At 38.7% G+C, this 24,311-nt stretch carries 21 protein-coding genes; 7 read left to right on the top strand and 14 right to left on the bottom strand.

Annotated features, from left to right (window positions below; translation table 11 throughout):
* Nucleotides 1-71: 71 nt before the first annotated feature.
* The 7 genes from F0Q01_RS02790 to F0Q01_RS02760 all read right to left on the bottom strand — a co-directional run bounded on the left by F0Q01_RS02790 (nucleotide 72) and on the right by F0Q01_RS02760 (nucleotide 8,160).
* Nucleotides 72-305 carry an acyl carrier protein gene (locus tag F0Q01_RS02790; protein ID WP_090150210.1) on the bottom strand — a complete coding sequence of 78 codons (234 nt, stop codon included), beginning with the start codon at nucleotides 303-305 and terminating at the stop codon, nucleotides 72-74.
* A 134-nt stretch (nucleotides 306-439) separates the two neighbouring features.
* The gene (locus tag F0Q01_RS02785; protein WP_090485989.1) at nucleotides 440-1,951 is read right to left on the bottom strand and encodes an amino acid adenylation domain-containing protein; all 1,512 of its coding nucleotides are present in this window, start codon (nucleotides 1,949-1,951) and stop codon (nucleotides 440-442) included.
* Between the two features lie 44 nt (nucleotides 1,952-1,995).
* The gene (locus F0Q01_RS02780; protein WP_090485986.1) at nucleotides 1,996-2,712 is read right to left on the bottom strand and encodes an aspartate/glutamate racemase family protein; all 717 of its coding nucleotides are present in this window, start codon (nucleotides 2,710-2,712) and stop codon (nucleotides 1,996-1,998) included.
* A gap of 32 nt (nucleotides 2,713-2,744) precedes the next feature.
* Nucleotides 2,745-4,001, bottom strand: a complete 1,257-nt coding sequence (locus tag F0Q01_RS02775; RefSeq protein WP_090485983.1) for a transglutaminase domain-containing protein — start codon at nucleotides 3,999-4,001, stop codon at nucleotides 2,745-2,747.
* Between the two features lie 65 nt (nucleotides 4,002-4,066).
* Nucleotides 4,067-5,641 carry a helicase HerA-like domain-containing protein gene (locus F0Q01_RS02770; RefSeq protein ID WP_090150199.1) on the bottom strand — a complete coding sequence of 525 codons (1,575 nt, stop codon included), beginning with the start codon at nucleotides 5,639-5,641 and terminating at the stop codon, nucleotides 4,067-4,069.
* Between the two features lie 82 nt (nucleotides 5,642-5,723).
* Nucleotides 5,724-7,277 (bottom strand): sialate O-acetylesterase, encoded by a 1,554-nt coding sequence (locus F0Q01_RS02765; RefSeq protein WP_090485980.1) that lies wholly within the window; start codon nucleotides 7,275-7,277, stop codon nucleotides 5,724-5,726.
* Nucleotides 7,270-8,160 carry a helix-turn-helix domain-containing protein gene (locus F0Q01_RS02760; protein ID WP_090150192.1) on the bottom strand — a complete coding sequence of 297 codons (891 nt, stop codon included), beginning with the start codon at nucleotides 8,158-8,160 and terminating at the stop codon, nucleotides 7,270-7,272. The genes F0Q01_RS02765 and F0Q01_RS02760 overlap by 8 nt, the downstream gene beginning before the upstream one ends.
* 331 nt (nucleotides 8,161-8,491) lie before the next feature.
* Here F0Q01_RS02760 and F0Q01_RS02755 point away from each other — a divergent pair, with 331 nt between their 5' ends.
* The 4 genes from F0Q01_RS02755 (at nucleotide 8,492) to F0Q01_RS02740 (ending at nucleotide 12,769) form a co-directional block, all read left to right on the top strand.
* A complete protein-coding gene (locus F0Q01_RS02755) occupies nucleotides 8,492-9,796 on the top strand; it encodes an ABC transporter substrate-binding protein (RefSeq protein ID WP_090150190.1) in 1,305 nt (434 codons plus the stop codon).
* 100 nt (nucleotides 9,797-9,896) lie between these two features.
* A complete protein-coding gene (locus tag F0Q01_RS02750) occupies nucleotides 9,897-10,802 on the top strand; it encodes a carbohydrate ABC transporter permease (RefSeq protein ID WP_090150187.1) in 906 nt (301 codons plus the stop codon).
* Between the two features lie 14 nt (nucleotides 10,803-10,816).
* Nucleotides 10,817-11,647, top strand: a complete 831-nt coding sequence (locus F0Q01_RS02745) for a carbohydrate ABC transporter permease (RefSeq protein WP_090485977.1) — start codon at nucleotides 10,817-10,819, stop codon at nucleotides 11,645-11,647.
* Between the two features lie 147 nt (nucleotides 11,648-11,794).
* Nucleotides 11,795-12,769, top strand: coding sequence for a glycoside hydrolase family 43 protein (locus F0Q01_RS02740; RefSeq protein WP_090485974.1), 975 nt, complete (start codon nucleotides 11,795-11,797; stop codon nucleotides 12,767-12,769).
* Nucleotides 12,770-13,470: 701 nt separating this feature from the next.
* Here the strand turns inward: F0Q01_RS02740 and F0Q01_RS02735 are convergent.
* Entirely contained in the window at nucleotides 13,471-14,811 is a 1,341-nt protein-coding gene (locus tag F0Q01_RS02735) for a butyryl-CoA:acetate CoA-transferase (protein WP_090485971.1), read from the bottom strand.
* Between the two features lie 290 nt (nucleotides 14,812-15,101).
* Between F0Q01_RS02735 and F0Q01_RS02730 the strand changes: the two genes are divergently transcribed.
* Complete coding sequence (locus F0Q01_RS02730; RefSeq protein ID WP_090485968.1) at nucleotides 15,102-15,557, top strand: acyl-CoA thioesterase; 456 nt, start codon at nucleotides 15,102-15,104, stop codon at nucleotides 15,555-15,557.
* Nucleotides 15,558-15,698: 141 nt separating this feature from the next.
* Here F0Q01_RS02730 and F0Q01_RS02725 read toward each other — a convergent pair whose 3' ends face one another.
* Complete coding sequence (locus tag F0Q01_RS02725; RefSeq protein ID WP_090150171.1) at nucleotides 15,699-15,941, bottom strand: hypothetical protein; 243 nt, start codon at nucleotides 15,939-15,941, stop codon at nucleotides 15,699-15,701.
* A gap of 59 nt (nucleotides 15,942-16,000) precedes the next feature.
* Nucleotides 16,001-18,340, bottom strand: a complete 2,340-nt coding sequence (locus F0Q01_RS02720) for a hybrid sensor histidine kinase/response regulator (RefSeq protein ID WP_090485966.1) — start codon at nucleotides 18,338-18,340, stop codon at nucleotides 16,001-16,003.
* Between the two features lie 209 nt (nucleotides 18,341-18,549).
* On the opposite strand from F0Q01_RS02720, the gene F0Q01_RS02715 reads away from it, so the two are divergent.
* Together F0Q01_RS02715 and F0Q01_RS02710 are read left to right on the top strand one after the other, a co-directional pair.
* Nucleotides 18,550-19,497 (top strand): hypothetical protein, encoded by a 948-nt coding sequence (locus F0Q01_RS02715; RefSeq protein ID WP_090485963.1) that lies wholly within the window; start codon nucleotides 18,550-18,552, stop codon nucleotides 19,495-19,497.
* A 10-nt stretch (nucleotides 19,498-19,507) separates the two neighbouring features.
* On the top strand, nucleotides 19,508-20,686 hold the full coding sequence (locus F0Q01_RS02710; protein WP_090485956.1) for a hypothetical protein: 1,179 nt from the start codon (nucleotides 19,508-19,510) through the stop codon (nucleotides 20,684-20,686).
* Here the strand turns inward: F0Q01_RS02710 and F0Q01_RS02705 are convergent.
* The 4 genes from F0Q01_RS02705 to F0Q01_RS02690 all read right to left on the bottom strand — a co-directional run bounded on the left by F0Q01_RS02705 (nucleotide 20,683) and on the right by F0Q01_RS02690 (nucleotide 24,194).
* The gene (locus F0Q01_RS02705) at nucleotides 20,683-21,126 is read right to left on the bottom strand and encodes a MarR family winged helix-turn-helix transcriptional regulator (protein ID WP_090150157.1); all 444 of its coding nucleotides are present in this window, start codon (nucleotides 21,124-21,126) and stop codon (nucleotides 20,683-20,685) included. The genes F0Q01_RS02710 and F0Q01_RS02705 overlap by 4 nt on opposite strands.
* Before the next feature lie 16 nt (nucleotides 21,127-21,142).
* Nucleotides 21,143-21,502, bottom strand: a complete 360-nt coding sequence (trxA, locus tag F0Q01_RS02700; RefSeq protein ID WP_330386039.1) for a thioredoxin — start codon at nucleotides 21,500-21,502, stop codon at nucleotides 21,143-21,145.
* A 6-nt stretch (nucleotides 21,503-21,508) separates the two neighbouring features.
* Nucleotides 21,509-22,375, bottom strand: a complete 867-nt coding sequence (locus F0Q01_RS02695; RefSeq protein ID WP_090485953.1) for an NAD(P)/FAD-dependent oxidoreductase — start codon at nucleotides 22,373-22,375, stop codon at nucleotides 21,509-21,511.
* A 103-nt stretch (nucleotides 22,376-22,478) separates the two neighbouring features.
* Complete coding sequence (locus tag F0Q01_RS02690) at nucleotides 22,479-24,194, bottom strand: methyl-accepting chemotaxis protein (protein WP_090485949.1); 1,716 nt, start codon at nucleotides 24,192-24,194, stop codon at nucleotides 22,479-22,481.
* Nucleotides 24,195-24,311 lie beyond the last annotated feature (117 nt).

Below are 24,311 nucleotides of genomic sequence, written 5' to 3'. Positions count from 1 at the left end.
GGCAATAAGTAATACATTACAAAAACTACTAGCAGAAATCCTAAGAATTCATAGCTTGTAAATAACATCTATTAATCCTCGTCGTCTAACTTTGTCTTGATGAGTTCGTAAATTGCCTCTGCAGAATTAAAATTCTCTGGAGTAAGCTCTGCTGCACCAATTGTTACATCAAACTCCTCATTAATCTCTGAGATAAGAGACACGATATCAAAGGAATCAAGGATTCCTCCGTCTACTAAATTTGTAGCTGTTGTAAAATCTACCTCAGGATGTAAATCTCCTAAAATCTCTAATAATTCATTCATCGTATTATCCTCCTTAGTCCGCCAGTTACATTGACAATCCTGAGAGCCTCTTACGATGACTAATGTCATTCTCCAGAGGCCTCAGAGATTGTCAACTACTGGCTCATCTAATTTATTTTATTTATTATAATAATTTATTTCTCGCTATACATTTTAGTAAGCTTTACACGGTCGATTTTTCCGTTGGCTGTAAATGGCATTTCCTCTAGGCGGTTTACCTTGTTAGGAAGCATATAGCGTGGAAGCTTTGTCTTTAATGCCTTAATCAAGTCTCCCTCTGTAATGTCGCCTACATAATAGAGAACAATTTTGCCCTGCTCCTTGGCATAAATACAACCAGAAAGCTTAATCTCTGGAACAAGATTTACATTGGCTTCTATTTCTCCAAGCTCAATTCTGTGTCCCATGTGCTTAATCTGGAAATCCTTACGAGAATGGAAAATAAGCTCTCCTCTCTCATTGAGATGTCCTATGTCTCCTGTTCTATAAATAATCTCAGGATAGTTATTATTTAAAGGATTCTGTACATACGACTCGCTAGTCTTTCCTGGGTTGTTGTAATAACCAAGTGTAACAGAAGTTCCTCTAATGCAAATCTCACCTTCCTCACCTTCAGCGGCAAGTGTATTGTCATCCTTAAGCAAAAGAATCTCAGTGTTCTTAAATGGAAATCCTACAGGGATAACCTCATCATCTGCAAAATCTCTATCTACAGGGAAGTAACAGCACATTCCTGTACCCTCTGTAGGGCCGTAGAGATTAAAGAACTTAGCCTCAGGCACTGCAGCTCTCCAAAGTCTAAACTGCTTAATAGGAAAGACCTCACTACCGAATGCTATTGTCCTAAGTGTATGTGGTACCACTGTATCAAATGTAGCAAAAGCACTAATCATTGTAAGAGCCGATACAACCCAACATACTGTATTGATATTATGCTCATTAATATATTCCACCAACTTGATTGGGAACATAAAATATGAATGTGGAATCAAGTATGTGGTAGCACCAAATTTAAGTGTTGGATAAAGCTCTTTTAAGCAAGCATCAAAATAAAGCGGTGTCTGGTTACCAAATATAGTATCTTCATTAAATCCAAGTGTCTCAGACAATTGTTCAATGTAATCAATAACTGAGCGGTGGCATGCACACACACCCTTTGGTACGCCAGTAGAACCTGATGTAAATACGATATAAATAGGGTCAGTATCAATTGCCTTTTTCCTAACAAGTGCTAAGGCCTCATCATCTGCTGCAGTCTGGCTAATCTCAGAGAATAAAACAATATCCGCCTGATAATCAAATCCCTTTGCAATCTCTACTGTGCTATCATCACAGATAATAACCTTTGGCTTACAATTATCTAAAATCAGATTAATTCTAGTAGCTGGCATCTCGCTATCAATTGGAACGTAGTAACAGCCAGCATTTATTACTCCAAAAAATGTAGCAATTGTATTTGGACTTTTTTTCATAAATACGATTACAGGCTCTCTGCTGCAACCCTTATTTAACAATCCTGTTCCCACAGAATCCATAATTCTTTTTACGTCTGCAAATGAAAGCTCTACCTCATCATCCGCATATGCGATTTTATCTGGAACTCTTTTCAAGCTGTCGTTCAGATAATCTAGTACGTTGTTTTGCATTTAAATCACCTCATATATAAATAGGGCTATGCCCCAAAATAAGCTTAATTAGTAATAAGGCTCTGACATTCTGGCCTTGCCACAGCACATTTATTTACGCAATCTGCTGCAAGTACATCAATTATATCAAGGACTCTAGGCCCTACCTCATAGTCTCTCTTTAATATAGAAAGCTCAGTGCAACCAAGAATTATAACCTCAGCGCCAGCCTCAAACAGCTGCTCCTTAACTGTGTAAAACTCTTCCATATTTACCTTGCGGCCAGCCTTAACATCATCATAGATAATGCTCATAACCAGCTTTTGGCATTCTACATCAGGGTAAACACACTGTATATCAAAATCCTTGAACACAGAATCAAAAAGATGCATCTGCACAGTGCCATCGGTAGCCATGATACCTACCTTTTTGACCCCAGCTGAAACCAGATATTCAGCAGTTTCTTTTATTCCATTTCCCACCGGAACAAAAACTGCCTTTGCAATATCCGGGTGGAAATAATGGGCAGTGATACATGGAATAGCAATGTAATCCACATTCTGCCTCTCTAACTCATGGGCTAATTCCAGAATCTTTGGAAGGGGATTCTCCTTGTTTCTTCCAAGGATATATCCTGTTCTATCTGGAATAGATGGACAGTTATATACCACCATCTCAATATTTTCTTGATCGCTTGCGGCATCAGTAAGCTCAATTATACGTTGCATAAAATATGCAGTAGCCATTGGCCCAAGGCCGCCTATAATTCCTAATTTTTTCATATCATTAAACCCGTAAACATCCAAGGCATGGACTAATTAAAATATGGAAATCTTTCTCTATCATAATTATGAGAACGATAGTGCTGTTCTGAATAAGCCATCAATTCCTCATCTGTAATATAAAATCCCTTAAAAGATTTATCCGTTCTAGGAGTAGTATCAAAATGACGCCATCCTTCGCCGCAGTCTACCACATTCCAATAATGATGACGCGTTGCAGTCGGAATAATCTCAATATCTGCATTTTTAATTCCCGCTCTAGTAAGTAGCACCTTGCTGACAGCAAAGAAATTGTAGCAGTCACCATGACGATTCTTCAGACCATCATATGCGCCCTTTAGCCAATCTCCGCTGTCATCGCTCTCACTGTATCCAATATTGCCCTGCACCCAAACGTAAATCGCATGAGCCTTATCATAGTCAGACATGCTATCATCGATAATCTCATTAAGGACCTCATCGGCAAGAGCATATACCTCTTCTTCTGAATAAATCTGCTCTATTACTGTGATTACGCCCTCAGCCAAGTCAACATTACCCATGGAATCGGTAGCAGTATAGATAACTGTATATTCACCTGGTGTATAAACATCTACCTGACTGCTATCTACCTCAACCTGAATATCTGTATCTACATTATCTTTAACAACTATTCCATTTTTAAAGCTGACTCCGTCGCCAACATATACTATTTTATCCAGCTGCCCTTCTATTACAGGTGGCTCGATATCATACTCCTCAACTATGTTAAGCACAGCATCCGCCTCTGTGCGATTGCCAGAAGCATCCTCTGCAACAATAGATACGTTCTTTGTTCCGTAGCTATCCACATCTACAGCCTTACCGTAATAGATATTAACATCTCCTGAAAGGTCAAATACATCATCCACAAAATCCGATGCCGATGGGGCCTCCTCTTTTGTACGGGTCAAGTCCTTAGTAGTAAGAGTAGGTGCCACCGTATCAGTTACCTCAAGTTCACATTTATAGGTAAAATGATCTGATTTGATTCTTACTGAATATGTTCCCGCCTTTTCAGTGGAAAATACGGTGTCGTCTGTAAATTCAGCTGACTTCTCAGGGTCCTTTAAAAAGTCTGTAGCCTTCACCTCTGTTCCAAGCTCAACCACGCACTTTTCATATACCCTAGACTTATAATTGTAATAAAAATAGGCCCCCACGCCCAAGCACACTACGAGAAGTACTGCGAAGGGCACGAAAAGCCTATAGGTATTTTTTCTTCTTCTATATCTTCTTCTATGTCGATTAGTTCTACGTCTATTTCCCATGACAAATAATTCTCCCGAGTTAATACTCGCAGTCCATTTTAACAATCATGGGACTTATAGTCAAATTACTTGAGAAGTGTATTAAGTAAACCTCTAAAAAGCTGGGCTCCTGTATTGCCTCCAAGAGTCTGACCAAACTTGCCAAATTTCTTGCCGAAAGTCTTGCCAACCTCACGACCAACAGTACCAGCTACAGTAGTTCCAACTGATTTAGCCGCACGTCTCTTTCTGTTAGCCTCTTTTTCCTTCTCACGCTGCTCGGCCTTCTCTTTCGCAGCCTGCTCCTTAGCCTCTAGCTTAGCAGCCTCTGCAGCTTCCTTGGCCTCAGCCTCAGCTTTTGCCTTTTCAACTCCCATTCTAAGGAGAAGTTCATAAGCAGACTCAGGGTCTACGGCATTAGCATATTTAGTATAAAGAATGCTTCCCTTTATAGACGAATCTCTCACAGAATCATCGATGCCACCCATAAGTGACTGTGGAGGAAGAATAGCAACCTTTTCAACAATACTTGGTGTACCATCCTCCATTAAAAATGACACTACAGCCTCGCCTGTACCCAGCTCTTCAATCACATCAGCTGTCTTAAATGCAGGATTCTCTCTAAAAGAATCAGCTGCAGCCTTAACTGCCTTTTGCTCTGCTGGAGAATATGCATGAAGGGCGTGCTGAACTTTATTGCCAAGCTGCGCCAAAACGCCATCTGGAATATCTCTAGGATTTTGTGTGACAAAATAAACACCGATACCCTTTGAACGGATAAGCTTAACCACCTGCTCAATCTTTTCAAGCAAATGCTTAGGTGTGTCTTTAAACAATAGATGAGCCTCATCAAAGAAGAATACCATCTTCGGCTTTTCAAGATCACCCACCTCAGGCATTATCTCAAAAAGCTCAGACAACATATATAGGAGGAACATAGAATAAAGTGTTCCATTATTAATAAGACTCTGGCTATCGAGAATATGAATCATTCCTCTGCCCTGCTCTCCTGTTGAGAACCAATCTCTTATATCAATAGCTGGCTCACCAAAGAAAGTCTCTCCCCCAGCAAGCTCAAGAGATACAAGGGCACGCATAATAGCACCGATACTTTGCTTATTAATATTGCCATACTCAGCAGCAAACTCTCCGTTATTCTCAGAGACATAATTAAGCATGGACTTCAAATCCTTTGTATCAATAAGAGCCAAATTATTATCATCCGCAATCTTATAAACAATTGTAAGGATATCAGTCTGAGTATCATTCAAATCGAGAATACGAGCCAAAAGTGTAGGCCCCATCTCAGTAATAGTAGTCCTAAGCTGAATACCATTTTTACCGAACACATCCCAAAGTGTTGTTGGGTAATTGTGGTAGTTAAATCCAAATTCATCAAGGCCAAATTTCTTGATGCGATTTTGCATATTTTCGCTATCCACTCCAGGACAAAGCATACCTGCAATATCACCCTTAACATCGGCTAAAAATACAGGCACTCCCATATCCGAAAAGCTCTCAGCCATAACCTTTAAAGTGATTGTCTTTCCTGTTCCTGTGGCACCTGCAATAAGCCCATGTCTATTAGCCATCTTTGGCAACAAATAAACAGGCTCACCTTTTTCGTTATTCGCCATCCAGATTTTACCATCTCTAATCATAATAACCCTCCCGTTCTCCTTAACTAGATACTAACCATTATAGCAAATATGCGAATTGCCCATCAACACTCAATAGGTGGCCCTAGCTGCAAAGAGTAGCCTGAAATGGTGCTATAGGAAGGCCTTGTTCGTTTTTGATGTTGATTACGGCGTAGTCGGCCCATCCAAATGAGACAATCACTTTCGCATCAGGCGAAATTTCCTTAGTAGTAGTGAGGGTGACGGTATTGTTCTCAGCGGTCACTTCTTCAGGAATAGTATTTTCGTCATCAATTGAGATTGCTATATCGCTTTTGTCAAAAACGCTTAGGTTTTCGGCATTCTTAAAGGTCAATGTAATGGTATTTCCACTTACGTTGCCTTTTTCAAATCTAGGATTCTCAGCCTGCTCTGCAGGAATCATATTGTATACGTGGCTGAGCGCTAAAAGTGCTAGTCTTCGGCCTACTTCCATCTTTTCCTTTGGATGAATATCATAGTAGCTTCCTATATCCATGATGCTTGTCATGTATACATTTTCCACTGTATCTGCTACATGCTGCTGTTTTTGGCGAACAAGAGAATAGTCATCATTTGTGCATGCTAGCCATTCGCCGAATGGTGCTAGCTGAACTAGGATAAATGGGAATTCATCGTCCCAGTCCTTGCGCCAAGCCGTAATAAGACTACTCAAAAGCAGGTCATAGGTTTTGGCACGGTCTCCGCTGTCAGATTCTCCCTGATACCAAAGAGCACCGGCTATTGTGTATGGAATCACCTTTTGAAGCATGGTTTCATAGAGACCAGCTGGACGATTTTCATTGTATGGTCCAAGAGGAACGACAGGACCATCCCCATTTTTCTCCATGTATTCAAGCTGCTCTTCTCTATCAAGGCCATAAAGCAATGGCTCAAATATCTTATAATCAGAAGGTGTGTCTATCTTTTCCCAGGCAAGTAGGCTTATTGTCTTCATTTCCTTTTTGCTGTATGCCTTTAATGCCTCTTCATATTCGTCTAAATAGTATTTAAGTTCCTTGGTCTGAAGCACATTTTCTGGCACCCAGGCAACCGCTGTTGTGCCGCCCCAGTTGCATCCAATAATTCCAACAGGAACTTGGAGCTTTTCTTGTATTCTTCTGGCAAAACTGTAGGCTGGAGCAGAAAAATTTTCATAGCCCTGATCCTTGTCGTTAAGCCATTTGCCGTATCCATCTCTGCCTTCTCCATTGTGTGTCACATGCCCCTCAAAGGCTCGCTGTGGCACATTGTAAAAATGGATTGAATCATTTTTAGGAAGATTTTTAGTTCTCTCCCAATCTTTGTCGTACTTGTTGAAGAATTCCATGTTAGACTGACCTCCAGCCAACCAAACTTCTCCAACACTAACATTGCTAATAACTATTTTTTCCTGACTGCTAGTATTTTCAACTACAATTTTGTTATCCTTAGAGGCTTCCATTGAAGCGAGGGTAACCTGCCATTTTTCCAGTCGATCACTTACAGAATTGATTTCATCTATCAATCTTCCATGATAATCATAAATACTAACTCTAACTCGATCCCCCTCTTCAGCCTGGCCAAAGATATGGATTGGTTTATTGCGCTGCAAAACCATTCCATTTCCAAAAATTTCTGCAACTGAAAATCTAATCATTATTATTCTGTGCTCCTCTTCTTATACCCCAATACATATTTTTAAACTCAGTAGGTGTGCACCCCTTCTGTAATTTAAACATTCTTATAAAAGATGATATAGATGTAAAACCGCAATTAAGAGCCACATCAGTAACGGAATTTCCTGGCTCAATTAAAAGCTCTTGTGCCTTAGCAATTCTTTTTTGATTAACATATTTATAAAAGCTCGTTCCAGCGAATTGCTTAAACAACCTCTCAAAATAATATTTGCTAAAGCCACTCATATCAGCAATATCATCTAGTTTTAAGTCCTCAGAACAATGTGAATTAATGTAATCGCAAATATCCATAAATACAAATGCATACTCGCCTTTGACGCCGTATGAATCATCCTTGTGCTCATTGTTATTGATAGAAAATCTCTGTCCAATCAGCACAAACATTTCCAGAAGCTTACTATATATATTTACCTCTGCAAAAGGCATACCTGCCATATATTCATCTCTAATATCAGTTAAGAGGGTTTTGAGCCTACCATATATATCTGGATATTCTTCTGGTGTAATAACCGTGTATGGCGACATAAATGAAATAAGAGTTTCAATATCTCTCATAGACCTTAAGATATCTGTGCTTGGCTGAAAAATTACTCTTCTTCCAGTCTCAGGTGCTTCTATAGAATGAACGCATCCAGGACATACCACACAGATGTCTCCCTCTCTTAGCTTTGCTTCTGAATTAGAAAAAGTAAGCTTATATCCATTCTCAGTTGGCATTATTATTTCGATAGCTGGATGCCAATGCATAGGATAGTCTTCAAACTCTGTATTATCATAAAGCTTCAAAGTGGTGCTTTGCTTATAATTGACGGTTTCAAAAATTCCATCTAAGGATTCAATCATTTTACTCCCCCTTTCGAGCAATAATTAGCAATAATCACTAGTCATAATTTTTGCTCTAATTGACGAAAAAATCAAGCCTATTTTTCGAAAAATTAAAACTAAATCGTTTGATTTTAGTAATTATCGCTATTTTTAGACCATATTATTTAGAAATATTAAACAATCCCACTATGGTTGGGTTATAAACAATAGCAATAATTGATAATCAAGAAACAACAATTCTAAAGATTGTGATTAAACTGTGTGCTAAATTTAAAACATAAGATACAACGTGCTCAAGGGAAAGGGTAATTGAGCACAAAAACAAAAATACTTTGGAGGAGAAGGTAATATGAAAAGAAAGATTTTAGCTACTACGTTATCTGCTTTCATGGCCGCTTCATTATTAACAGGTTGCGGCGGAAGCAACGGATCAGGATCAGGAACAACAGCTGATGGTGTTCAGGAAATCACTTGGATGTTCTGGGACGATCTTGATGCAACACAGGATTTGATTTCTCTCGGATATAAGGAGACAATCGAAAGATTCAACAAAGACTACGAAGGTCAGTATCACGTTAACGTAGTTACAACAAACCTTGAAGAGTATTACACAAAGCTTAACGCAGAGATTCAGGGTGGTAACGCACCAGACGTATTCATCTGTAGCCCAGGACCACAGCTTTCAGATTATGTAATTCCTGATGGAGTTGCTCCAGCAGATGGTCTTTGCATGAACCTTGATGATGCACTTGCTACTGATGGATGGAAGAACACATTCACAAGCGATGCAGTATTCACACAGCAGACATATGACGGATCAGTATACGCTATTCCACTTAACACAGCTGCTGCTTGCTGCTTCTACAACACAGAGATGTTCGAGGATGCTGGCGCTACAGTTCCTACAAACTTCGACGAGTTACTTGATGCTTGCGATAAGCTTGAAGCTAAGGGTTATACACCAATCACAATCTCAGCTGGTACATCATGGTGCTTATCTATGGTAGCTGGTTACCTTTGTGAAGAAGAAGGCGTAGACCTTGCAGCACTTGCAGATGGTTCAGCTTCATGGGAAGATGGCAAGCTTGAGAAGGCTTGTGAGAACCTCTTAAAGCTTTCTAAGTACTTCCAGCCAACAGCTCAGGGTGATACAAATGACGTTGCTACAGCAAACTTCTACAACGAAGAAGCTGCTATCCTTATCCAGGGTTCATGGGCAATTGGTCAGATCAACGGTGAGAACCCAGACTTCGAGTCTAAGTGTGGTGTATTCCAGTTCCCTGGTTGCCAGAGACTTATCGCTAAGTCTGATTCACTTTGCGTAAGCAAGGATACAAAGTGCCCAGAGGCTTGTATCGCACTTCTTAAGTACTTCACAGATGACACAGCTCAGAAGTACACAGCAGAAGTTGGTGGAAAGATTCCTGTAACAAGTGTTGAGTACGATGCTGCTAAGGCACCTGCACAGCTTTCATACGTAATGGATGTATTTGCAAATGCAAAGGGTACATTCGGTTTCTACAATGAGTCAATGCCTACAACTGAGACAGGCGCTCACTTCGATGACTTAATGGTTTCAGTATTCCTTGGAGATACAACTCCTGCTGAAGCAGCTAAAGACATGGAAGAATATTACAACGAAAACTGCAGATAGTATCTCTTTCTCATCTATTCTTTAGTGATAGGGGGCGCTTTCGCCGGCGCCCCTATATTTTTCAAAACCCCTATTAATTAGTTTTAAGGAAAGTAGTGTTATGGATAAATTACTTAGAAATAAAAAGGCCATAATCGTCTTTATGGCACCTGGTTTATTATTATTTACTCTTATACTTTTTGTTCCAATTTGTCAGTCTATCTACTATTCACTCTGTGAATACAAGGCTACATCTATTACTGGTCCAAAGTTCATAGGTTTAAAAAACTATGCAGACTTGTTAAAGGATGATACATTTTGGATTGCTTTAAAAAATTCATTTTTCTTTTTAGTATTTTCATGTGTAACTCAGCTTATTATGGGCTTGTTCCTTGCAGGCCTTCTTACAAATATAGATAAAGGAAGAAACTTGTTTAAGAATATTATTTACTTACCATGCGTTCTTTCTTCTGCTGCTTTAGGTCTCTTATGGATGTTCATTTTCAGTCCAAAGTTTGGTATCAACAAGCTTATTGAGACACTTGGCGTACAAGACTTCGTTAAAAATGGACCTTTATGGTTAATGGATACTAAAGGCTTCATTGTTCTACCAATGTGGGTAATCGCATTCGTTGCCTTATGGCAGTATGTTGGTCAGTCTATGATGCTTTACATGGCTCAGATTTCTGGTATCAGCAAATCACTTTACGAAGCAAGTTACATTGACGGATGTAGCAAGGCTAAGAGTTTTAGATACATCACTCTTCCACTTATCCGTCCTATGGTAGCAACTGCAATGTCACTTAATGCTATCGGTTCTTTAAAGTTCTTTGATTTGGTATTTAACATGACAGAAGGTGGACCAAACCACAGAACTGAAGTCCTTGCAACTCATCTTTATCAGCAAGGTTTCAAGTACAGCAAATATGGCTATGCAAGTGCAATCGGTGTCGTATTATTAATTCTTTGCCTCCTTGTAACAGCATTTATCAACAAGGTAGTAAAGACAGAGCAATACGAAATGTAAGGAGTTTCAATATTATGAAAAAGATCAAACCAATACGAATTATCATTTATATATTCCTAATTGTAATGGCAGTTATTTACCTTGCTCCATTACTTTGGGTTTTAATTGTAGCTTTTAAAGACAATAACCATGAACTTATGGTTGCTCCATTCTCTCTTCCACAGTCGCCATCATTTGCTAACTTTACATTTGCATGGACAGCTGGAAAGCTTGGTATCGCAACATTAAATTCATTCTTAGTATGTACAATATCATTGATCTTAAGTATGTTGATTGGATCAATGGCAGCTTTTGGTATCGCTCGTCTTCGTTGGAAATTTGCTAGACTTTCTCTTACTTATTTCCTTCTTGGAATGATGATTCCTGTACACTGCGTTTTAATACCACTATTCTCTCGTTTCTCAAGTTTCGGCTTAAACAACAGTTTAGTTGGTCTTATTCTTCCATATGTTACATGTTCCCTTCCTGTAACAATATTCATTATGGTTGGTTTCTTTGAGGGTCTTCCAAATGAATTAATTGAAAGCGCATGTATCGATGGCGCTACTATCTACCAGATTTTCTACGGAGTATGCTTACCTCTTGGTAAGACAGGTTTATTCGTAACAGGTCTTATGACTTTCGTAGCAAACTGGAACGAGCTCTTACTTGCAATGGTATTTATTTCCGACGATTTAAAGAAAACACTCCCTGTTTCTCTTTCAAAATTCGTAGGACCATACAATACAAACTATACTCAGATGTTCGCAGCTATCATCATCGCAATCATTCCTACAATCGTAGTTTACTGTGCATTCTCTAACCAGATTGTAGATGGTTTAACAGCGGGTGCTGTAAAAGGATAGTTTTTTTCGAGCAAAGCGAAGAAAACAAACTATCCCACGACGCAGCTTTTTGCCGCAGGCAATTCTGGATGCTGCGTCTTCCCGTAGCAGCTTATATACTGCAATTATTGATGCTACATCTTATGTTAATATTTGGAGAGATAATATATGAAAAAGCAAAACACACCATTAGTTACAGACATATTTACAGCAGATCCATCTGCTCATGTATTTAACGACAGAATCTACATCTACCCTTCACATGATATTCCACATGATGGCGAAGACAACGACAACGGTGATGAATATCAAATGCAGGATTATCATGTTCTGTCAATGGATGACAAAAGCGATGAGGTCATTGACCATGGTGAAGTATTACATCAGAATCAAGTACCATGGGTAAGCGAGCAAATGTGGGCACCTGATGCAGTTTATAAGAATAACACTTATTACTTATTCTTCCCTGCTCGCGACAAAGAAGGTAATTTCAGGCTGGGAATTGCTGAAAGCTCAAAACCAGAAGGACCATTTTCTCCTAGAGCTAATTGTATAAAGGGCAGCTTCAGTATTGATCCTTGCTCATTTATCGATGATGATGGCAAAGTATATATCTACTTTGGCGGTCTCTGGGGTGGTCAGCTTGAGAAATATAGAACTGGCAAGTTCGATCCACAAGGTGGCGAACCACCAAAGGATGAGCCTGCTGTATGTCCAAAATGTGGAATCATGAAGGACGACATGAGCGAGTTTGAACAGCTTCCAGTAGATATTCAAATTGTTGACGAAAACGGCTCTCCTCTTCTCTCCGGTGATGAGGATAGACGATATTTCGAAGGTCCATGGATGCATAAATACAATGGTAAATACTACTTCTCTTATTCCACTGGTACAACACATAAAATCGTTTATGCAACCAGCGATAACCCTCTCGGTCCATTTACCTATCAAGGAGTTATCCTTGAGCCGGTAATTGGATGGACCACACATCATTCAATCGTTGAGTATCATGGCAAATGGTATCTCTTCTATCACGATTGTGAATACTCAAAGGGTATCAACCATCGTAGATGTGTTAAATACTGTGAGCTTAAGTACAACTCAGATGGAACAATACAAACAATTACACCACAGTACAATTAATCATTAAAATAAGCCAGGGCTTGGTCAATTGACCAAGCCCTGTTTTATTCCATAGGCTTTACATCTTTCTAATACCATCAACAACCCTCGCATCAATAATTATTACCTAACCTTTTTAGGTATATAATTGGAATATGTGTGACTTTTCCCTATAAACACAATTTTCATACTAAAAATCCTTTCAGATTCCAAAAACTACGGTTTATTTCTCAAAACAGCAGTTTACACCGTAGCATTTTGACTTTAAAAATTTTCGGTTACGGTGTTTTTGTATTTTTTTCAAAATTTACCGTAAAGCACCGTCTCATAATCTGCATAAACTACGGTAATAATCGCTTAATTAAAAAATGCACCGTAGTCATCGAAAAAACACTACGGTAATTATTCCAAATCATCAATAAAACCCGTAGGTTTTGAAATCCAAGTTTTTTTCATTTTCAATCTCTACGGTAATTATCAACATTTAATGAATATACCCGTAATTAAGGCCTACTTTCCCGGGAATATATAAAAGGCCCCCTCATAAAACCCAGCATTTCTTCGGGGGATTCCTGATGATATCTTTATAGCAATATCGCCAGGCAGCATAGATGCTTATAAATCCACTTTCCTTGTAGCATTCTTTATTAAATAAGCTAAAGTATCCCTTCACAAGAAAAAAAGGAGCTTACCTAGAATAGGTAAGCTCCAAACAATTCTATTTATTTGTTTGAACGTCTCCAGATGTTCATCTTCTCTGCTTCCTTAATAAGCTCGTCTCTGAAGTCTGGGTGTGCGATATTGATAATAGCCTCTGCTCTCTGCCACATTGAAAGACCCTTTACACAAACCTTGCCGTACTCAGTAACAAGATAATGTGTGTTTGCACGAGTATCTGTTACGATGGAACCCTCAGCAAGTGTAGGACGGATACGGCTCTTTACAGTGCCATCCTTTGTTGTAAATGTAGATGAGAGACATACAAAGCTCTTACCACCATTAGAAAGGTAAGCACCAAGTACGAAGTCAAGCTGTCCGCCTGCACCAGAGATGTGCTTTGTTCCAGCAGACTCAGCGTTAATCTGACCAAATAAGTCAACGTCTACTGCATTGTTGATAGAAATGAAATTATCAAGTGCAGAAATCTGACGGATATCATTTGTATAATCAACAGGAGCGCTCATAAGCTCTGGATTCTCATCCATGTAATCGTACATCTTCTTTGTACCAGCACCGAAAGCATATGTCTGACGGAATCTATCGATGTTCTTCTTAGCACCTGTAATCTTACCAGCACGGGCAATATCAACAAATGCATCTACGTACATCTCAGTATGAACACCAAGATCCTTAAGATCTGACTCAGCAATCATAGCACCAACTGTGTTAGGCATTCCACCGATACCAAGCTGTAAGCAAGCACCGTTTGGAATCTCTTCAACGATAAGCTTTGCAACTGCCTTATCAACATCTGTAGGAGCTCCGCCGCCGCCCATCTCAAGGATAGCTGGATTATCACCCTCAACGATTGCGTCAACCTTTGAAATGTGAACGCCCTCTTCGAAACCACCTAAGCAACGAGGCATATTCTTATTAACCTCAACAATAATGTGCTTAGAATTCTCAACTGCAGCCATAAGATGTGAAGCATTAGGACCAAAGTTGAAATATCCATGATTATCCATAGGAGCTGTAACAATCATAAGAACATCATTTGGCTCGATATGCTCTCTATAGTATCTAGGAAGCTCTGAATATCTAAGTGGTGAATAGAAACAGCATCCTCTAGCGATAAGCTTTCTCTCAATACCACCCATGTGCCATGAGTTCCATGTGAAGTGTTCAGCAGCATCCTCGCGCTCAAAAATAGCTGGAAGCTTCATAACGATACCACCACGAACCTTAACGTCTCTAAGTTCATCTGTACGTGCTGCAAGAGCCTTATCAAGGGCATCAGCTGTGCCAGTACACCAGCCGTAATCAACCCAATCTCCACTCTTAACAACCTTAACAGCCTCAGCTGCTGTAGTTAATTTCTTTTTGTATTCTGCTTGAAAATCCATACTAACCTCCGCTCGTTAAATAATTATCAATTAAATAGAATTTTACCACTTATGGCCCTTCTCTTCAACAAAAACTCAAATTGACTTCCTTGTCTAATATTATTCATGACGGTGAAGCCACTAATCTCCGTATATGAAAAAATAATTTTCATTCCCACACAAACAAGTATGACGGGAAAAAAATTAATTGTGTATCTGTGAATAGTAACTAAATAATATCAGAAACAGGATTCCATCAAGAATAATAGTGATATAATGTATTTAGAAGTATTCATCAGGAGGTAAAGCAAATGTCAAAACAAGAAATTGAAATTGCTGGTGCAAAGAGGCAGCTTGAAATTACCCCTTTTGAGCATCACACCAAATTTCATGAAACAGATTTACAGGGAGTTATTCATCCATCCAATTATCTAAACTGGTTGGAGGATGCCAGAATGCATCTAATGGAGCAGATGGGACTTGGATTCAAGCAGATGCTTGATATGGAAATCAGCTCTCCTATCATCTCTCAGTCAATAGAATATAGAAGCAATGTGAAATTCGATGAAACAATTGTAATCGATACCAAGCTCTTGTCTTACGATGGTCACGAAATGGAAATAGCCTATCGTATATACGATAAAGCTACTGGTGAAGATAGAGCCATAGCTAAGACCCGCCATTGCTTCGTAAACAAATCCGGTGCGCCGATTTCTATGAAGCGTGCCTACCCAGAGCTGGATACCAAATTCTTCGAATTTAAATAATAATAATAATAGCCACCATGTTACGCTCTCAAGCCTAAGATATTGTTCCGGTTCACTACATGTGAACCTACACAACACTTAGAGCTTGATAGCTACATGGTGGCTTTCGTATGCCATACGGCTTTCGTATTCCTTACGGTTTTATTGGTTCTTAGCGGCTATTTCGGTGAGTAGATTGATAAACTCAACATCAGATTCCTGTACACGAAGATTGGTCTCTATCCGCTCTCCGTTTGGGTCCGTGATAGAAATCTCAATTACCGAGCCTGGTGTCATAGCCTTGTTTTTTGCTGCTCCAAAAAATGGAATCAATTTGGGATGATTTGCATTAAATTTCGCAGCTGCACTTTTCACTCTAAATAAATCTGCTGGATTAAACCCCATGATAATCTCCTTTTCAAATTAGTCATAACACAGGAACTACTATATCTTGTAATTCCTTCTTATATCATATACTCACGCAATAGTTTACGCAACTCTTCTTCCTTAATAGGCTTTGCAATATAATCAGCAAAACCCATAGCCTCATATTTTTCTTTTGCGCCAACTATCGCATTTGCGGTTTGCATAATAAGCGGAGTATCCTTATTTAGATTGTCATCCATTCTGCCCATTATATCTTTGAGTTCTAGTCCATCCATTCCCGGCATCAAATGATCTATGAATATCAAATCATATTTTGTCCTCTTTATCTTTTCTAGTGCCTCAGCCCCACTAATTGCAGTATCTACCACAATGTCTGTGTTACTTAAAAGCATTGTGAATACCCTAAGATTGATAGCAACATCATCAACTACAAGAATTCGCCCTATAACATCAAAAATCTCTGAGCGATCCGCAACTCGTCTATCACCATTTGGTCCCATAGAGAATATACCACAAGGCTCTACTGTGCGAATTTCTTGCGGAATAACCACTGTAAATGTAGTACCCTTTCCGACCTCTGATTCAACTGATATCTCTCCTCCCATCAAATCAATTAGCTGTTTTGTAATGGTAAGTCCCAATCCAGTTCCTTCAATTTTATAATTTTTAAACTCTCCAACTCTATTAAATGAATCAAACAGATACGGAATATTTTCTTTTGCAATTCCTATTCCTGTGTCGCTTACCATTATTTTAAGCATAAGACGCCCCCCCGATATATTTCCTTGAATTGAAAGGCATATTCGTCCGGAAGGTGTGTATTTAATAGCGTTTGTCAGAAGGTTTGTAATCACTTGAATAATACGCTCTTTATCGCCTCTAAGTTTTGCCGGAAGAACGTCACTCATGTCCACCTCAAAAGATAGGCGATTAGCCTTAGCTCTTGGACGAACCATTGAATAACATTCTCGTACCATTTCAATAAGATCGTAATCATCTGGAACTATTTCGATTTTACCTGCAGTTACTTTTGCTAAATCAAGCACCTCATTTACTATTCCGAGTAAATAATTACCTGCTCCATTTACATCTCTGGCATAATCGAGAATCTTCTCCTCCTTACTTTCTCTGAGAATCATTTTGTTCATTCCCAAAATGGCATTTATTGGAGTTCGCATTTCATGGGACATTCTTGTCAAAAATGCTGTGCTAGCTTCTTGCGCCTGAACTGCTGCAAATATATTGCGTTCCATATTTCTAATATCTCTAAGAGCTCGCAAGTAAGACATAACAATTAGGAACAACAGTCCAAGCATCAAAATCAAGCCATTCATTGTCATAGGTTTGTCTATTTCATAAACGTATATCTGAATAAGTCCAGCCACCATAGCACCCAGTATGCCAATAAACTCCATAATATACTCTTTTACCCTGCCCTGAATAATATCAGGAATCACCGTGGCAATATACCCTCCCATAGTAATGACAAGTGAAATAAAAGCAAAAATTAAAATGCCACTTAAATCGGTGTTATTAATAAACTGCAACAAAATTCCAAGTCCAGCCACAAACATATCAAGCACACCCATAATCATGTAAAAAAATCTATATCTGCCTTCCTGAAGACGGTCAAAATAAAGCCCCATTGTAAAAGAAAGCATGATAAGGCTCAAATATGTCATATACGATAAAAGGGAATAGTTTGGAACAAAAAATTGTCTGCAGTTAGATTCTGCAAGGGACCAAATAGACGCACAAATAATAACCCAGCCTGCAAAGAACAGTGGCAAGGTCTTGTTGTAAGCCAATTTTACAGAAATACCAATTATGAATGCGATAATACCAAGCACTAATAAAAATAATGTAAGAAGTAAAACATATCTTTCTCCATCAAAAACCATTCTAAAAATTGCCGCCTGTGGTCCGATGGTAATTTCGCCAAGTACACCAGAATAATTGTTGTTACCAATGAATTCAATTTTAAGTGTCTGGCCATTGTCTTCTGGATAAAGAGGAACAAAAGTAGCTATACCTGGACTATTTTTTCCGAATAGACGAGTATTTTTTGTTGAATAGCTATAACGTAGCTCATCCCCTACATACACCTCAATATCCTGCTTCGCTGTATTGAAGGATACGTATGCATTGTCTCTTGTAATACCATCAATTGATTTTTCTATTACAAATGGAGCCTCTTCCTCCGGTTGATATTGTCCCGGAATTGCAATGTCAGACTTGATTCCATCAGACATAACTCTCTTCCACCCATCAGAATAATTTTCCATTTTAAGGGGTGTATATGTCCTCTCGTCTGGTAAGGTCTGCTCTCCAAATAACAATAAGGCTGTCACAAAAAGAAAGATGATGACGCCAATTACAATAACAATATCGTAAACAAAACTACTAGTTCTCTTCATTTTTAATCCCCAAAATTATAATTATTTTATCCCCATAAAACGATAGAATCGCCTTAAATTAATTATAATTAGTCGGAGTTTTTAAAACAACAAATTACGAAAATAGTCACAATTTATTTGAAATAATTTTCGTGAATAATGTTATAATTACAATTAAGAATTAGTGGGCATTGAAGATTTGGTAACTTTCTTATGAATAGGAGGCAGATATGGCTAGTACACAGCAAATCGCAAAAGAATATTACGACAAGGGCATGAGCCTTGTTCGTTCTAATAATATAGAGATGGGTATAAACAACCTAAATATGGCCAAGAGTATATATGAGGAACTGGGCGATACTGTTCAATATATTTTGGCACTAAGAGGACTTGCTGTTGCCTATGGAATCATGGGCTACGATACCAAGATGCTCTATAAATGTCTGGATGCATTCGCACTTCTTGATAAAAATGGAATAAAAGGAGCTAAGCATTTATTTTATACAACTATATGCAATCGCTATATGATTCTTGAGGACTATGACAGTGCAATTAACTATGGCAGAATGGCTCTTCAAGATTTGGAAGACCATGGGGAGGAGTTTGATAATTCTCCTAGCAATTATTTAACTGCATGCCTCAACCTTGCATATTCATATCTTCACATGAATCGCTTTAACGATGCTGAAACATATATAAAGCGAGCTTCTGAAATTGCCAAGAAAAACGATTTACACAGTCATGATTTGAGTCTCACTGTACTTAATGCCAGCTACCACCACAAAATCGGAGACGATAAATATGTCTATGACCATATTGAGGAATTAGTTTCATCAATTAAAGGTGCCAATATAACCATCAACGACTATCTAGAGGACATCAAGCTCATTATAGAGACATTCTGCAGCATGAAAGAATATGACAAAGCGGAAGCTGTTGCACAGAGCCTTGAATCTTATGGCACACTGGCTGGCGATTTTTATCTTAAGCTGCAAGCCACACGCTTCTATATGATGATTTATAAGGATTCTGGTGAAAATGAAAAATACCACCAGGCTTGCGTTCAATACGCAGAGAATTCTATTGCTCTATCTAGCAAGGAGGCTGCAACACACCTCCAAGAGATGGACACTGCCATCGCATTGTCTATTGCCGACACGCCAATAGAGTTACTATAATATCCTTGTTATGAAAAAAAAGCATCAAATACTAATACTAATTATTTTTATATTATTCTTATTTATCAAGACTCAGATGGATTTTAATCCATCTATAAAGGTCTTGTTATCTATTATTGATTTCTCTGAGTCTACCCTTACCAGCTCTGATTATCTGGCCTACGGAATAGATTTAAAGGATTTATTCCGAAACTACACCAATTCAGATATTAACTACAAAGGCTCAGCCTATATCAAAAAAGTAAAGGGCTTCCCTTACTCTATCAGTGGCTCTATAGAGGGCCAGCGTTCTCCTGAGCAGGAAAAATTTTCCTGTGAATCAAACCTTAATGTCCTAGTTTTAAATGTAGGTATGCTAAATGCCTATGCCGAGGATGATACTGTCTATTTAGTAGCCCCTATGCTAGGGGGATTATCATACGGATTCGATACAAATGACGACCTTTTCCCTAAGGCGCCAAATCTCAACTACGATATTACCCGTGAATGGTTCCACGAAAACAAAATGAATATCTGGAATTTTGTTAGAAGTATTGATATTAAAGAAACTGACCAGTTTTTCATAGATAGTGACGGCACCAAAGCCAAAGAATATGCAATCACTATTCCTCAGGGAGAAGGTGATTTTATCTGGGAGCTTTTAGGTGTGGACGCACCTGACCACGATATTAAATGCTCTCTTTTCCTAGACAAATGGTGTCACACAAGAAAAGTCATCTTTGACCTTTCTTATAAAACAGAGGGCGCTTATATTGCTATATACGGAAATGATTGCAATAGCATGGAAATCTATGCACCTCTTCCAGATGATGAATCATTTACATGCACTATCAAGCGTGACGGAACAAACAACTACACTAATGCATACATCAACAATATTACCTACAGCACTTCTGGTGGCAATATTTTCAGCATTGACAGCAATGGATATCTCAACTATACAGAAGAAGGATTCAAGCTGGAGCTTTCAGACATTCAGGTTAAGAAAAATAATGAGATCCTTGCAGAAGGATATGTAAAGGGACGCATTTCAAAAGACGAAAATATGGGTGATGTATTTGAAAATGCAGGAGTTGATTTTTCAAATGTAAAAGTTATCGATTGGGATACAATAAAAAATGACACCGCCTCTTTTGTAGACGATGTCATTGAACAAGCTCGTAAAAACGTCGATTTATTTGATTTCTAAGCCTCTGGCTCCATGCAGCCTAATACTTTGTAGAGGAGATTGTAGAGCTGTGCACTCTCTTCTGAAGAAAGCTTAACACACTGACCCATCTTAGCAGGTATCTCAGATGCCTGCTTTTTTAATCCCTCGCCTTCTTTTGTCAAAGTAATAATCAGATTTCTCTCGTCATCTTTTGAACGAACACGCTTAACATATCCCTTTTGCTCAAGCTTTTTAAGAACTGGTGTAAGTGTTCCTGAGTCCAAAAATAGCTTGTCACCAAGAGCCTTGACAGTGATTTCCTTTTCTTCCCAAACAACCATCATAGTAATGTACTGTGTGTATGTAAGATCAAGGGGATCAAGATATGGCTTGTATCTTTTAACTATCTCCTTTGAGCATGCATAAAGTGGAAAGCATAGCTGATTTGAAATTCTTAAGCAATCAAATTTGTCGCCCATTCTTAGTCACCTCTGATTATATATTTTTAGACACAAATTCCTTAAGTGCATCCTTAGGAGCGAAACCTACATTCATGTCTACCTTCTGTCCATCCTTTAATACAACAAGTGCAGGAATATTCATGATTCCATACTCTCTAGCCAAGTCTGGATTCTCATCTGTATCTATGCTGTAGAAATTAGCCTGTCCAGCCATCTCCTCAGATACTTCTTCAAGAACTGGAGCAAGCATCTTGCATGGTCCGCACCATGTTGCATTGAAATCTAAAACTGAAACACCTGACTTATCCATTGAATTAAATTCTGCTGTAGTAATCTTCTTTACCATTGTATAACTCCTTTCAAAATTAATCAAATTTTGTTGTCTATTAATCATTTTTTGTTATTTATTTTTAAGGCTGTTAAGATAAGAAACTGCTGACAGCGCAGCAACATTTCCCTCTCCAGCTGCCTTAATATACTGATATGGTGTACCTGTAATATCTCCGGCTGCAAATAATCCCGGAATATTAGTAGCCATCTGACGATCAACCTGAACGTGATTGCCATCCATAGCAAGTCCTGGTACAAGCTGAGATGGTGCAATCTGCTGTCTGAGAATAAATATTCCATCGGCTACAAATGTGCCATCCTCTGCTGTAAGCTGCATTCCATCAGCTACCTGCTCTATAGAAACTGGCTTAATATCTTTTTTAACTATGATATTACCACCAAGCTTGCCATCGTACTCGTACTGAGGAATATATGTAACATTCTCAGCCCGCTCTGCTAAGAACTCTGCCTCTTCCTCGTCCTCCTTGCCATAAGCAAGAATGATTGCTGTACGTCCTTTATATAAAGCAGCATCGCAAGTTGCGCAATAGCTGACACCTCTTCCTAAGTTTTCCATTTCACCTGGAAATGGCTTCATAGCAGTCATACCAGCTGCGATAATAACTGAGCTCGCCTCGTAATCGCCGCCGTGACATTGAATAGCAAAATACTGTCCCATGGAATATACTGCGTTTACTTTGTCCTCTGTAATAGTAATGCCCATTCCCTTGGCATGATCTAAAAATGCCTGTGCCATCTTATCTCCTGATACCTCAGGCAATCCCAAATAATTTTGAATTGTATGGGCCTTAGCCACCTTGTCTGATGAACCCTTGCTTCCAAGCAGGAGTACGGATTTATTTCTAACTTTGGCTGTAATGGCTGCCTCTAATCCTGCTGGGCCTGTACCAATAACAGCGATATCATATCTTTCCATTTGATAACCTCCACTCTGAACAAGCAAAAGATTGTGCACAATCAATCTTATGATTGAATTGTACACAATCTAATTGCATTTGTCAACAGTGTTTTTAATTTTTTTAAATTGTGAAAGAATCCTTGATATCTCTCAGTTCATCAGAGTTTACCTCTGTCTCTCCTACTACCTTTACTACACCATCTGATAAGTTTGCAACATCAGTTGCCTTCTCAGCTACTGTTGTAACAGCGGCTGCTGCCTCACCAACAGTTCGCGAGATTTCCTCTACAGACTGAGAAATCTCTGTTGTGGATTCCTGAAGCTCATCAATCTTATCAGAAATATTAGACATAATATCTGAGAAATTTTCTGCATCAAGCTTATAATCATCCGCCATCTTAAGGAAGTTAGTGTAGTCCTGCGCTATATCATTTTCAATGTAGCTAAGTGTCCTTGTAAGACACGCGTTCATTGAATTAACAGATGACTGAACCTCTGCAACTATTTCCATAATACCGGCTACTGTATTGCTTGACTGAGTAGCAAGTCCACCGATTTCTGTAGCAACTACAGCAAAGCCCTTTCCTGCTTCTCCAGCACGGGCTGCCTCAATTGATGCATTAAGGGCAAGCAGATTAGTCTGGCTAGCAATATCCTGGATGGCAATTGCAAGGTCATTAACCTTTGTAACAGCCTTTGACTTTTCAAGAGCTTCCTGACCTTCTGTATTGATCTCTTCGTAAATCTTTTCTGTCTTTTCTTTGGCTGCAATAGTATCGATATAAACTTCCTTTGCTTTCGCCTTTATCTTGTCTGCATCCTCAACACCTGTCTTAGCTTCCTCGGCAATTGAATCTGCATTTTCCTTAATTCTAGCTGTTCTTTCGTTAATTACATCGGTTGTAGCAGAAGTTTCTTCCATGCTAGCAGCAAGTTCTTGTGATGTAGCTGAGTTGTCTGCATTGGCAGAATCAATTTCCATGGTGATATCCTTAAGTCTAAGGGCATGTCCCTCTAAATCCACAGAAGTGTTTGCTATTCTCTCAACTATATTTCTAAGGCTGACCTCCATGTCTCCAACGGCACGAGCCATAATACCAGTCTCATCTTTTTTGTGTTCAATCTGCTCCAGCGCATCTGTAGAAGTAAAATCAAGCTTGCCTACTCTTCCTATTATTTCTGTAATAATAGCAATAGGATTAGTAATTCCACGAGCAGATACAATACCAATAATGAAAATAACTACTCCCACTATGCAAGAAAACAGCAAGCCAAGATTTCTAATCTGGTTAATTTCAGCCATCATTTCTGTATCATCAGCAACGCAGACTGTTACCCAACCTGTGGAATCAATTACCTGGTATGCACTATATTTAACTACACCATTTTCATCTGTATAATGACTGATATCCGCGCTGACATAATTCCCTGTAGGTATCTGAGTTATCAATTCATTAATAGCTGCATTTGCAACTTTAGTATCTAATTTATCCGGTTTCCTATGATAAATGAAAGTTCCTTCTTCATTAATGACATAAATATAACTAGACTCAAAGCCATTAAGACCTCTACCTTCAAGTACCGGCTTAAGGACCTCGTAGGTAACACCATCAACGCCATTAGCATTTATCTCCTGCTCAACCAACTCTGCGCAAAGAGTAGCTAAATCCTGCATGTTATGCTCATTAACAGTCTTTATTGTCTTCTTTGCACTAGGGATAATATATGCAAGATTAAGAACAATGAAGGCTATTATGCTTACAACAATAAGTAGCAAAATCTTTACATAAATAGAATGAATTGTAATTCTTCCTCTTTTTACTTTTTTGTCATCCATAATCAATCTCCTTCTAAAAGTCTTTTAGAAACCACTAGTAGGTTTATTTTAAACGTCATATATGTAATTTTCGTGAAAAAAAAAGCTGTGCAAAAAAAAGCTCTCGAATTTTTATTG

It is taken from the genome of Pseudobutyrivibrio xylanivorans, assembly GCF_010906925.1.
Taxonomy (GTDB): domain Bacteria; phylum Bacillota; class Clostridia; order Lachnospirales; family Lachnospiraceae; genus Pseudobutyrivibrio.
The sequence above is the reverse complement of the archived record's forward strand: the minus strand, read 5'-3'. Positions and strand labels throughout refer to the sequence as shown.